The sequence below is a fragment of the Kribbella sp. NPDC051770 genome, from assembly GCF_040681455.1.
Classification (GTDB): domain Bacteria; phylum Actinomycetota; class Actinomycetes; order Propionibacteriales; family Kribbellaceae; genus Kribbella.
Genome location: NZ_JBFAYT010000002.1, coordinates 387,451 through 399,548 on the forward strand (window position 1 = coordinate 387,451; position 12,098 = coordinate 399,548).

Consider the following 12,098-nt stretch of genomic DNA (forward strand, 5'->3'; position numbering starts at 1 on the left):
CTCGTCAGCTGCCCGAGCTCTCGGTTGGCAGGGGGAGTCCCATGCGGGTCAGGGTGGTGTGCAGGGCCTTGACGTAGTCGTGGTTCGGTTCCTCGTCTTCATCTGGTGGCTGCGACAGGACGTAGCTGGTGGCTGGGACGGCGTCACCGTGGAGAGTGCGGGCCAGGACCGGCTCGGCTCGGTAGCCCTCGAGTCCTGGCTGTCCGTACAGCAGATCCATGTCGGACTGTGTCAGCGAGTAGAGCATTCCGAAGGCCTGCGCATCAGGACGTGGCTCGAGCGTCGCCTGCCTCCCGATCCGGAGGACATGATCGTGGATCGCTGCTGTCCGCGGGTGGCGCGGTTCGACACCGAGGTTGATCAGGATGTCTGGATCCATGTAAAGACCGTAGAAGAAGACGTCTGTACGTCGGTCGGCTGCCTTGTCGGACATGGTGAAACTCCAAGAGTGGCTGGGATTTGCGTGGCCGGCATCCGATCCGGCCGGCTGGAACGTACAGCTCATACGACCGATCGGAACGGCACAGCAGGCGTGCTGACTGTTCTGTGACTACGAGAAGGGGCTCCAAAATGATCCAGCGGTTGGTAAGAACGGCCTTCGCTCTGACTGGCGCGGCCGTAGCGCTTGTTGCGATTGCGCCGGTCACCACGGCAGCGACCGCGAGCGGTGAGACCAGCGACGGTGCGCCGATCCCGGTTTGCCGGAAGTGCAGTAACAAGGGCGGCTTCTGAGACCAGCTCACTGCGCGCTTGGCGCCTCAGCCCGGCGCGCAGTGGAGCGGCAGTCACCGACGCTGCTCGTCAGCCACAAGATGGGTCGAAGTCGTGGCATTCGTCGAACGGACCGACGGCGTACGTCAGACTCGTTTGGCCGGAGGGCTGATCGGATCGCGCGAGAGAGCCCGGGAGCTGGCACAGCGACAGCAGGACCATGGCCAGGGCGAACAGCGAGACGACTCGGGAGCTTCTTCGGACAGAACGCATCGGATACTCCTCAATTGTGCTGGTGGTTGTCGGCCGCGGCTTATGAGTGCGGGCCGGTCAGGGAACTGGTCTCGTGCTGCTGGACGACGGCGAGCGCGGCTTCGACGAGGTCTGGGCGACTGTGCTCGAGCCAGGTGATCCGCGGGTCGCGGCGCAGCCAGGTCTGCTGCCGTTTGGCGAACTGCTTGGTCTTGCGGAGCGTCTCGAGATACGCCTGCTCCGCGCTGCACTCGCCGTCGAGGTGACGGATGATCTGGGCATAGCCGAGTGCTTGCCGGGCGGCCGGGTTGTCGCGCAGGCCCCGGGACAGGAGATCGCGGACTTCGTCGACCAGGCCGTTGTTCCACATCCGGTAGAGCCGGGCGGCAATCTGCCGGTGCAGGACGTCGCGCGGTACCGACAGGCCGATCTGCACCGCGGGGTAGACGTAGCGGGGCTCGGGCAGCGCGGTGGGTGGCGGCTCGCCGGTGAGCGTGAGGATCTCCAGCGCCCGGACGACGCGGCGTCCGTTCCCTGCCGGAATCCTGGCTCCCACCTCAGGGGCCGCCGCGAGGAGTCGCGCATGCATACCCGCTGATCCGATCCGCTCGAGCTCCGCGTCCAGATCCTGGCGAAGCGAAGCCGAGGCCGGCGGGAAGCGCAGCTCGTCGAGGACCGATCGCAGGTACAAGCCGGAACCTCCGACGAGGATCACGGCCCGTCCCGTGGCGCGCACCCGGTCGACCACCCCCCGCGCGGTGTGCTGAAACCAGGCCACGTCCGCGGGCCGGTCGAGGTCGAGGACGTCGAGGAGGTGATGAGGGATGCCCCGCATCTCCGCCGCCGTGAGCTTCGCCGCCCCGATGTTCAGTCCTTTGTAGAACTGCATCGAGTCCGCGTTGACGACCTCGCCGCCGAGAGCCTCCGCCAGGCTCACCGCCAGATCGGACTTTCCTGACGCGGTGGTACCGACGACCGCGATCACTGGTGTGGAATGCATGGTCCCAGCCTGTGGCCGCACCGAACCGCACACGCGAGCCGGAAAGCCACCGATCCGGCCGCAATGCGGATCTGGCCTCCTGTGCGGCTGGTGATGAACCGTGGGGAAGCCGGGAGACGACTCACGATTGGGGCCTCAGATGCCGGATGACTCGGCTGGATCGGTACTCGGCCGTACCTACGAGGTCCGCACGTTCGGCTGCCAGATGAACGTCCACGACTCGGAGCGCATCGCCGGAATGCTCGATGTCCGCGGGTACACACCGGTCGCCGCCGGCGCGGTCCCGGACCTGGTAGTCTTCAACACCTGCGCGGTGCGCGAGAACGCCGACAACAAGCTGTACGGAAGTCTGGCGAACCTTGCCCCGTTGAAGCGGGCTCACCCCGGCCTGCAGATCGCGGTCGGCGGATGTCTGGCTCAGAAGGACCGCGCAGCCATCGTCGACCGGGCGCCGTGGGTGGATGTCGTCTTCGGCACCCACAATCTCGCGGCCCTGCCGTCGCTGCTGGATCGCGCGCGGTTCACCGATGCCGCCCAGGTCGAGATCCTCGAGTCGCTCGAGACGTTTCCCTCCAGCCTGCCGACCCGCCGCGACTCGGCGTACGCGGCGTGGGTGGCGATCTCCGTCGGCTGCAACAACACCTGCACGTTCTGCATCGTGCCCGCGCTGCGCGGGAAGGAGACCGATCGCCGACCGGGCGAGATCCTGCGCGAGATCGCCGCCCTGGTTGGCGAGGGGGTCCTGGAGATCACGCTGCTGGGACAGAACGTCAACTCCTACGGCGTGGACTTCGGCGACCGGCTGGCCTTCGGCAAGCTGCTCCGGGCCTGCGGCGAGATCGAAGGTCTCGAGCGGGTGAGGTTCACCAGTCCACACCCCGCGGCCTTCACCGGAGACGTCGTCGAGGCGATGGCCGCGACCGCCAACGTGATGCCGAGCCTGCACATGCCGCTGCAGTCGGGGTCCGACCGGATCCTGCGCCTGATGCGGCGGTCGTACCGGCAGGAGCGCTACCTGTCGATCATCGACCAGGTGCGCGCCGCGATCCCCCGGGCAGCGATCACCACCGACATCATCGTCGGCTTCCCCGGTGAGACCGAGCAGGACTTCGAGGACACGCTGGACGTCGTCCGTCAGGTCGGATTCGCCGGCGCCTACACCTTCCAGTACTCCCGACGGCCAGGCACGCCGGCTGCCGATCTGGGCGACCAGATCCCGGCAGAGGTGGTCCAGGAGCGCTATCAGCGACTCGTCGCCGTACAGGACGAGATGTCCCTGCGCGGGAACGAATGCCAGGTCGGCCAGATCGTCGACCTTCTCGTCGCCGCCGGTGAGGGCCGCAAGGACGAGTCGACCGGGCGGATGTCAGGCCGTGCCGAGGACAACCGGCTCGTTCACTTCCGCACGATGAGCAGACCCGATGGCCTGGCACCGGAGCCGCACGGACCCATCCGTCCCGGTGATGTCGTCACGGTTCAGGTCACCGGGGCCGGGCCACATCATCTGATCGCGGACGACCAGGTCCTGAGGCATCGGCGGACCCGCGCCGGCGACGCGTGGGAGGGACGCCTGTTCAGGACCGCGCCAGCGCGTCCCGCCGTCTCCTTGGGCCTGCCGCGGGTGGGCGCACCCGCCGCTCCCGACAGATCACCAAGTTGTTGACGTTGACCAGATGAACGACAGGAGAAGGCATCCATGGTGAGTTCCGCGGCGTACGGCGAAGTGTGGGACAGCTACTGGCGTGATCTTCCCGCCGGCCAGGGCGAAGCCTTGTGGGACGGCGATCCGGAGAGCTCCGTCCCTTACAGCCTCGTCTCCGCCCACCTCGACCCCGGCCTGCCGCTGATCGATGTCGGGTGCGGCAACGGCACCCACACCGGGGCACTCGCCGACCGGTTCCCGCTGGTTCTCGGCGTGGACATCTCGGACGCCGCGCTCGACCACGCCCGCGCTGCCGTCGCGGAGGACCGCGTGCGGTTCCGTCGCATGGACGTCCTGGATCCAGCGGACGCGGCGTCCGTCCATCGTCTCACCGGCGACAGCAATGTCTACGCACGCGGACTCCTGCACCTCTTCACCCCGCTGGAACGAGCAGCAGCTGTCACAGCCTTCGCGATGCTCAACGGAACCACGGGACGGCTCCTGAGCTACGAGCCGGCCCCGGCCGCTGGGCAGTTGCTGGCCGAGCTGGTCGCCAGGCCCGACGGACCGCCACCGAAGGTGGCGCGCATCCTGCGCTACGGCGTCCAGCCGGCCGACCTGCGTGAGCACGAGACCGAAGACCTGCTCCTCGACGCCGGCTACCACATCGTTGCCGCGGGCTCGCATCTGTGGCGCTCCACCGAGAGCACCGCGGCCGACGCCCCGGTCGACATCCCGATGCGGTACGTCGTCGCCCGGAGAACCGCGTGACGGCAGCGAGCCCGAGTACCGCGGTCTGCGTTTTCTGCTCCGCGCAAACCAGCAATCCACGGCACCTTTCGCTCGCAAGCGAACTGGGAGCGGAGCTTGCACGTCGCGGGTACGCCGTGATCAGCGGTGGCGGCCGCGTGTCCTGCATGGGGGCCCTCGCCCGAGCGGCGCGGGCGGGTGGCGCCCGGACTGTCGGGATCGCCGTCGACGTCCCCGTGGTGGAGGGCCTCGACCTTGCCGACGACGAGGCCGACGAGTTGGTCATCGCGCCGAACCTGCAGGTGCGCAAGCAGTTGATGATCGACCGCGCCGACGCCTTCGTCGTGATGGCGGGCGGGACCGGCACACTCAGCGAAATGCTCGACGTGATCACCGGACGGGCGCTGGACACGCATCGCAAGCCACTGGTCGTCGTCGACCCCGACGGCGTGTTCGCCCCGTTCCGGGCTCAGCTCGGTCTCCTCCCCACGCTGGGGCTGATGTCGTCCGACCTGCACAAGTACGTCCAGTGGGCGACATCGCCATACGAAGCACTGGACCTTCTGGAATCGAGTTGCGTGCGGTGAGTTCCACCGAAGAGTCACCGGCCGCTGGTACTCCGGAGGACTTGCGTCTGCGAGTTCGCCGATTCGCCGAGGATCGCGGCTGGGACGCGATCTCGGCTCCGGCGGCACTGTTACTGAACCTCGTCGCCGAGACCGGGGAGCTGGCGCAGCTGTTCCGCTGGCTCGCGCCCGGCCAGACGGTGGTGGGCACGGCGGATCATCCGTTCGCCGCCGAAGTACGGGCCGAACTGGGTGACATCTACTGGTCGTTGCTCCGGCTCGCCGATGTGCTCGATGTCGACCTCACCGCCGCCCTGCTGGACAAGCTCGACCAGGTCGCTGAGCGCTACCCGGCGGACACGGCCTCCTAACCGGTTTCGAGGACCCGCCCCAGGGCCAGCAGACCCCGCTCGATCTCCGGGCTGGAGAGATGCCCGAACCCGGCGATCAGAATGTTGCCGGTGGCAAAGTCATCGTCTACCAGGTCCGTACTGCGCGGCCGCCGGTACGCCGACGCCGGGCGAATCAGGACGCCAGCACTCGCGAGCCGGTCGCTGACGCTCTCGGCCGGCCGGTCGGACCGTAGCTCGACGGCCACGTGGTTGCCGGACAGACCGGTCAACGACTCGACGGGCAACTGCTCGAGATGCCTGCGCACGACCGACCGCTTCTCCTGGTAGATGCGGTACAGACGGTTCACGTACCTGGCGACGTCGCCCCTCGAGAACAACTCGAGCGCGGCACGTTGAGCCAGGGCTGTGGGACCGGATCCAGTGATGGCGACGTAGTTCTCCGCGGCCTTCACCAGCGCCTCGGGCAGCACCAGGTAGCCGAGCGGCAGGTCGCGGGACAGAACATGCTCGAAGGTCCCCAGATACGCGACGACGCTCCCTGCCGGGTCGAGCGACGCAAGGCACGGAACGAATCCCTCCCGGCTGTGCAGCTCGTCGGCGATGTCGAGCTCGACCAGCAACACCCCGCTGCGGGCAGCCCACCCGATCAGTTCCCGACGTTTGTGCAGCGGCATCTGCGGCGCCAGTGGGAATTGCTGCGACGGCGTGACGACGGCCAGCGAGGCCGAGTCCGGCAGCAGCTCGATGCGAAGGCCGTCCGGACCGACCGGAGTGGGCACATGCGCCAACCCGCGTCGCTCGAGCTGGTGGGCGACCAGCGGATGAGCCGGATCCTCGACGACCGCGGACGCGCCGGCTCCGGCCGCCAGCTCGGCAAGGATGTCGAGGCCGTGCGCCAGTCCGTCGGTGATCATCAATCGCCCGGGAACGCAGCCGATCCCCCTGGTTCGGTTGAGATGTGCTGCGACCTGCTCCCTCAGCCGTGCCAGGCCCATCGCAGGAGCCGACGTCGCCGAAGGCTGGGCGTAGCTCGCTGTCTGCCAGGCCGACCGCCACTCCGACCTCGGATAGCGCTCCAGGTTCGGCACCCCAGGACTGAAGTCGATCGAACGCCGACGGGAGGCCGGGGCGGGCTCGGCGGCCCGCGGCCGCGCACCGGCCGGCTCCGCAACGAAGGTGCCCGAGCCTGGAAGGGATCGGAGGTAGCCGCGGGCGAAGAGTTCGGAGTACGCGGCGAGGACAACCGTGCGAGAGATTCCGAGGGTCTGCGCCAGTGCACGGCTGGACGGAAGTCCACAGCCGGCGCTCAGCGCCCCGGACTCGATGGCCGTGATGAGCTGGTCCACGATCTGCACACTCAGCGAGTGCGGGCTGTGCCGGTCCACGGCAACGGGTACTCGCACCACCGAAGCGACTCGCATGGTTCGGTCCGCCTTCCTTCTCCCGTCCACTGGGCAGTACGCATCCGGCAGCGCTGGTGGATCGAAGGCAACACGTCTCGAGGAGACCGGTTTCGGCGGTGACGACGGCCATAGTGGCTCTCGGCTCCCTGGCGCCTCGGCCTCTAGTCTTAGGACATCGCTCAAGGAGCCAAGGTCTTTAAAACCAGGGTTTCGCGGACGATGTTCGAAGGAGCCAAGGTCTCTAAAACCAGGGTTCCCCGGCGGCCGGGGTCTCTAAAACCGCGGTCGGACAGCACAAGGGCCTGGGTCTCTAAAACCCGGGTCCTTTGCTGTGTGTGGCGATCCGTCAACCCACAGGGAGCAGAGATGAGCAGTCGGCTCGAGCAACCCTTCGGGCAACTGGCTCCGCCGGCACCGCTGCCTGGACTGTTCACCAGAGAGTTCACCCAGGATCCGTACCCGACCTACGCCTGGCTCCGCTCGGTCCAGCCGGTCGCGGAGGTCCTGCTACCTCGCGGTGTGCCGGCGAAGCTCGTCACCAGCCATCACGCCGCTCGCCAGGCACTGGCCGACGCCCGGTTGTCGAAGAGCCCGCGGTTCCTGGCCCCCACCATCCCCCGCACTGCCGTCGGACTCCCGGACGAGTTCCGGCTGGGCCTTGGCCATCACATGGTCAATGCCGATCCACCGGACCACCGCCGACTTCGGCGGGTGGCTGGCGCGGCCTTCACTCCCCGCCGGATCGAGGTGCTCAGAAGCCGCGTCGAAGTCCTGTCCGCCGGCCTGCTCGATCTGGTCGTCGGCTCGGGGCGCGCCGACTTCATGGCCGCCTTCGCTCATCCGCTGCCGACGCTCGTCCTGTGTGAGTTGCTCGGCGTCCCCGGCGACCTGCGGGCCGAGTTCCGCGAGATCACCGATCCCCATCTGGCCGGCCATCGCGCCCGTGGCCGGGTCGGCCGGGCCGCCCGGCGGATGCGCAGATTCGTCCACGAACTGATCGCGGCCACGCGGCGGGCGCCGGGCGAGAATCTGCTGACCGACCTCGTGCTCGCCACCGGCGAGGACGAACTGACCGAGGCGGAGCTGGTCTCGACGATCTTCCTGCTGCTGATCGCCGGCCACGGAACGAGCGTCAACCTGCTCGGCAACGGCCTGCACGCGTTGCTGACCCACACCGAACAGCTCGAGCGCCTTCGGGAGACGCCGGCCCTGCTCCGGCCGGCGATCGAAGAGCTGCTGCGCTTCGACTCCCCCGTCGACGTGACGACCTGGCGGTTCGCCACCGAGTCGTTCGAGCTCGCCGGTGCGGCGATCAGGACCGGCGATCCGGTGCTGGTTTCACTCGGCGCCGCCAACCGCGATCCGGCCGCGTTCCATCAGCCGGACGAGCTTGACCTTTCCCGCGCCGACGCCAAGCACATCGCCTTCGGCCTCGGTATTCACTAGTGCCTCGGCGCCCCCCTTGCCCGGCTCCAGGCCGAAGTCGCGTTCGCCGCTGCTCTCGACCGGCTCGCGGATGTGCGACTGGAAGGCGATGCGGCCTCCCTGCGCTGGCGATCGGGCCTGCTGCGGAGGGGTTTGGAGCATCTGCCCGTCACCTTCCGGCCACCAGGAACCGGTCGATGTCCCGGGCGGTAGTAGTCGGTGGCAGTGTGGCCGGCCTCGCCTGCGGCCTGGTGCTCGCGGAGTACGGCCATGAGGTTCACATCGTCGAACAAGATCCCTGCGGCACGCGCCGATCGGTCCCCCACGCGGAGCACCCGCACCTGTTCCGGTCACCGACCCACCGCGCCCTCGAGCGCTTGGCTCCGGACGTCCTGGAGGAGATACGGACGGCCGGGGGTGAGGAGTGCAGCGTGCCGGAGACGTCTGCCGACGAACCCGGTCGGTCCACTGTGCTGCTGGTCCGACGAACGTTTCTCGAGGACGCACTGCGCCGTGCGGTGCTCCGGCGATCCGGTGTCACCTACACCAGCGGTACCGAGGTCAGCGGACTGTGCTTCGCGACCACCGCCCGTCCCCGTCGCGTCATCGGCGTGCGGACACCACGCGGCCGGCTGCTCGCCGACCTGGTGATCGCCACCGGTGGTCGTCGCGACCGGACCTTCGGCTGGCTCCGAGAAGGCGGAGCCGCGGCACCCTGGCGATTCGAGGAGTCCAGTCGCCTCACCATGTACTCGCGCTTCTACCAGCTGCGTCCGGGCGCGGTCCCGGGGCCGCTGGACGATCCGATCAGCGCCGGCGGTATCCACGACGGCTTCGCCGCCAAACTTTTGCTTGCCGGTGGCAAGGTTTTCTCGGTGAGCTTCGGCATTCTGCCCGGCGACCCGGAACTCCAGGCACTGAGAGAACCTGCCTTCTTCGCCGCTGCCGCCGGCCGGCTCCCAGCGACCGCGGCCTGGGTCGATCCGCACCGAAGCCGGCCGATCACCCCGCGACCGCTGGCGATCGGCGGCCTCCGGAACCGGCTGCTTCGCCTGGTGGCTCAGGACGGTACGCCGGTGGTCCACGGGCTGCACCTCGCCGGGGACAGCCTCTGTCTGACGAACCCCGTCTTCGCGCTGGGAGTGTCGGTCGCGTTCGAACAGGCCGTGATCATCGCCGAGGCGGTACGCCGGCACCCAGCCGACCTGGCCGCGCAGATGCTCGATGTCGACAAGGCGGTGACCGAGCGCATCGCGCCGCAGTTCGACGCCGTACTCGCGCAGGACCGCACCCGGATCGAGAGGTGGCGGGCCGCGATCGCGTCGCCGGCCGTGGCGGACGACCCGTCCGGCCCGACGAGACACCAGTTGGTGCGAGAGCTGCGAAGGGTCGCCTGACCGGCTAGCGATTCACCGGCAGCACAACTCCGGACACCACGACCTGCTCCGACGAGGCAGGGTCGTCGTCCTCGGACTCCAGGGTGACCGCGATCGCCGGGTACTTGTCGAGATCGACTCCCGACCAGAGAACGACCTTCCCGGATCCCTGCCGCAGATGGAACGTGCCGACCGACACCATTCCCTGAGCACCCTTGACCCATCCTTCGTAGTACCTCCCGGCCGGTGCGGGTGGCAGGGTCGCCGATCGCAAGGTGATCTCCACACCGCCGGACTTCTCCCGCAGGTCGGCCAGTGCCGAGGCAGTCGGTGACGTCCCCGATCCGGACAGCGCCACGGTCCGCACATCGTTGCCGTGGATCAGCCCGAGGTATCCGGCGCCGACCAACCCCAGCGCCACGGTCGCGGCGACGCTGACACTCGGCAGTCCACGCCTCCATCCGCCGGCCAGTGACGTGCACGGCCGCTGCGTCCTCTCGACCGCCCAGCCGTGCGAGCCGACGCCCAGAGCCGACTGCACCTGGACCTCCAGGGTCCACGGCACCGGCGCCCACACGTCGGCTGACCGCACCAGGCGTTCCATCGCCGGCGTCCAGGCCAACCGCCGGCCGTGCCATCTCCAGATCATCCGGGCGCCGTACTCGATCATCATCTCCACCGGCCTTTTCGCGTGATTCTTTTCATCGATCGGTGGGCCGGCTTCGCACCGCCCCGGCAGCAGTACGTCTGGTGCGCCGCGAGTGGACCTAGGACGCCAGCGGATCCCGGACGACGACAGCACCGGCGAGCTCACCCGACAGGAACTTGTTCCACATCGAGGCCCGCCGGGGCTTGCCGCTCGAGGTGTACTCGAGGGCGCTCCGGCGCACGCGCACCAGGACGAGCGGGACCTCGCTGCCGGCGACTTCACCGACTCGTTGCCGCACCGAGTCGAGGTCGGCTGCCGAGATCTCGTGGTCCGACAGCAGACAGATCGTCGGAATACCGTCCCGGGAACCCGCGAGCACAACGGTCCGCCCGGAACCGCGACCGACGGTGTCGTGCAGTGCGCTCTCGACATCCTCGACGTAGACGTTGCGGCCCCGGACCTGGAGGCTGTCCCCGATCCGGCCGAGCACGAAGAGCTCGCCCCGGTGCCGGAAACCGGCGTCACCGGTCAGCAGCTGCTCAGCTACGAACCTTGTGGAGGATCCGGGCACGTCCTGCGTGTAGCCCTGCGCCACGGACGGCGCCCGGACGGCGATCTCACCGACGACACGATCGCCGAGCGGTTGACCCGAGTCGTCGACGATCGTGACCTCGATCCCCGTCAACGGCCGGCCGCAGCTCACGTGCCAGACGAGATCGTCGGTCGCCGGTTCATCGGCCCAGCGATCCGCGGCGGTCTCGGCGACGACCGCGATCTCCGCACCCTGCCGATCGCTCCCCCGGGGAACTCCGACGGCAAGCGGAGGTTCTCCGAACCGGACGCCGGTCACTGCCAAGGTGGCCTCGGCCAGCCCGTACGCGGGTTGCATGCTCTTCCGCGTGAGACCGAACGGACCGAGAAGTTCGTAGAAAGCGTCGAGGGTGGAGCGCCGGACCCGCTCGGCACCGCTGACTGCCACGCTGACCGCCGAGAAGTCCAGGCCGGTCAGCTGTTCGGGAGACACCCGCCGTACGACGTAGTCGTAGCCGAAGTTCGGCATCACGATGACTTCCCCGAAGCCTGACCCGTAGCGTTCGAGCCAGGTCATAGGGTTCTTGATGAAATGCTCGGGCCGCATCAGGCCGTGCCGCAACTGCTGGACCAGTGGCACCAGGAAGCCACCGACCAGCCCCATGTCGTGATGCAGCGGCAACCAGCTCGTGCCGAGCGTCGCGGGCCGGCCGATCCACCGGTAGATCATGTCGATGTTCGCCTCGATGTTCTGCCAGGAGACGCGCACTCCCCTCGGTGTGGCCCTGGAGCCCGAAGTGAACTGCACCAGAGCGAGCTCAGCCGCTGCCTGGGGCGAGAAGTCGGCTGCGGCGGACAGGTCCACCTCGATCACCGCGGCCGGCCGGCCACTTCGCCGTACGGCCTCGGTGGCCAGCTCCGCGAGCTCGGGATCGGTGACCACCAGGCGGGCGTCCGAGGCAGAGATCACTCTGGCCGCGCCTTCGAGCCAGCGCTCGGCGTATCCGGTCGCCAGTGGTGGAGCGAGCGGGCACGGTGTTCCGCCCGCAGCGAGGGCCGCGAAGAACGACACGGCGAACGCCGGACCTGTTCGGTGCAGGACCACCACGCGGTCGTCGCGACCGACTCCTTCAGAGCGAAGCCGGGCGGCGTTGCCGTTCGTACAGGCCGCCAGCTCCGGCAGCGAACATGGTTGCCAGGTCCCCCGATCGTCGAGGAAGTCGAACTGCCCGGCCGGCGACTCCAGCCAGTCCAGCAGGCCGGTTCTGTTGCTTCCCATCCGCTTCTCCAGATCTCTGCGTCGGTGGTCCCTACGGATGGTGCCTGCCGTCCACCCACGGTCCCGAGTAGGGAAGTCCCCCAAGTTTCGGCGGCCGGCCCGAACGGTGATCCGCACGGCAGGACCAGGCCGTACTGCTGGATGACCCCACCGGTAGCGCG

The 12,098-nt window shown here is 68.5% G+C and carries 11 protein-coding genes; 6 read left to right on the plus strand and 5 right to left on the minus strand.

Annotated features, from left to right (window positions below; all coding sequences use genetic code 11):
• Positions 1-4 precede the first annotated feature (4 nt).
• Both AB0M01_RS08430 and miaA read right to left on the minus strand, forming a co-directional pair.
• Entirely contained in the window at positions 5-433 is a 429-nt protein-coding gene (locus AB0M01_RS08430) for a gamma-glutamylcyclotransferase family protein (RefSeq protein ID WP_363666928.1), read from the minus strand.
• A gap of 591 nt (positions 434-1,024) precedes the next feature.
• Positions 1,025-1,963 carry a tRNA (adenosine(37)-N6)-dimethylallyltransferase MiaA gene (gene miaA / locus AB0M01_RS08435; RefSeq protein ID WP_363666930.1) on the minus strand — a complete coding sequence of 313 codons (939 nt, stop codon included), beginning with the start codon at positions 1,961-1,963 and terminating at the stop codon, positions 1,025-1,027.
• A 139-nt stretch (positions 1,964-2,102) separates the two neighbouring features.
• Between miaA and miaB the strand changes: the two genes are divergently transcribed.
• The 4 genes from miaB to AB0M01_RS08455 are packed head-to-tail and all read left to right on the plus strand — an operon-like array spanning position 2,103 to position 5,292.
• Positions 2,103-3,626, plus strand: coding sequence for a tRNA (N6-isopentenyl adenosine(37)-C2)-methylthiotransferase MiaB (gene miaB / locus AB0M01_RS08440; protein ID WP_363666932.1), 1,524 nt, complete (start codon positions 2,103-2,105; stop codon positions 3,624-3,626).
• Positions 3,627-3,659: 33 nt separating this feature from the next.
• Positions 3,660-4,376 (plus strand): class I SAM-dependent methyltransferase, encoded by a 717-nt coding sequence (locus AB0M01_RS08445; protein ID WP_363666934.1) that lies wholly within the window; start codon positions 3,660-3,662, stop codon positions 4,374-4,376.
• Positions 4,373-4,942 carry a TIGR00730 family Rossman fold protein gene (locus AB0M01_RS08450; RefSeq protein ID WP_363666936.1) on the plus strand — a complete coding sequence of 190 codons (570 nt, stop codon included), beginning with the start codon at positions 4,373-4,375 and terminating at the stop codon, positions 4,940-4,942. Before AB0M01_RS08445 ends, AB0M01_RS08450 begins: the two co-directional genes overlap by 4 nt.
• Before the next feature lie 41 nt (positions 4,943-4,983).
• A complete protein-coding gene (locus AB0M01_RS08455) occupies positions 4,984-5,292 on the plus strand; it encodes a nucleotide pyrophosphohydrolase (protein ID WP_363666938.1) in 309 nt (102 codons plus the stop codon).
• Here the strand turns inward: AB0M01_RS08455 and AB0M01_RS08460 are convergent.
• On the minus strand, positions 5,289-6,629 hold the full coding sequence (locus tag AB0M01_RS08460) for a PLP-dependent aminotransferase family protein (protein WP_363666941.1): 1,341 nt from the start codon (positions 6,627-6,629) through the stop codon (positions 5,289-5,291). The genes AB0M01_RS08455 and AB0M01_RS08460 overlap by 4 nt on opposite strands.
• Positions 6,630-6,896: 267 nt before the next feature.
• Between AB0M01_RS08460 and AB0M01_RS08465 the strand changes: the two genes are divergently transcribed.
• On the plus strand, positions 6,897-8,123 hold the full coding sequence (locus AB0M01_RS08465; RefSeq protein WP_363666943.1) for a cytochrome P450: 1,227 nt from the start codon (positions 6,897-6,899) through the stop codon (positions 8,121-8,123).
• Positions 8,124-8,533: 410 nt separating this feature from the next.
• Positions 8,534-9,499 (plus strand): hypothetical protein, encoded by a 966-nt coding sequence (locus tag AB0M01_RS08470; protein ID WP_363666946.1) that lies wholly within the window; start codon positions 8,534-8,536, stop codon positions 9,497-9,499.
• 4 nt (positions 9,500-9,503) lie between these two features.
• Here the strand turns inward: AB0M01_RS08470 and AB0M01_RS08475 are convergent, their stop codons facing one another.
• Both AB0M01_RS08475 and AB0M01_RS08480 read right to left on the minus strand, forming a co-directional pair.
• The gene (locus AB0M01_RS08475; RefSeq protein ID WP_363666948.1) at positions 9,504-10,151 is read right to left on the minus strand and encodes an anti-sigma factor; all 648 of its coding nucleotides are present in this window, start codon (positions 10,149-10,151) and stop codon (positions 9,504-9,506) included.
• Between the two features lie 94 nt (positions 10,152-10,245).
• Positions 10,246-11,937: an AMP-binding protein gene (locus AB0M01_RS08480; RefSeq protein WP_363666950.1), complete on the minus strand. Its 1,692-nt coding sequence runs from the start codon at positions 11,935-11,937 to the stop codon at positions 10,246-10,248.
• Positions 11,938-12,098: the final 161 nt, after the last annotated feature.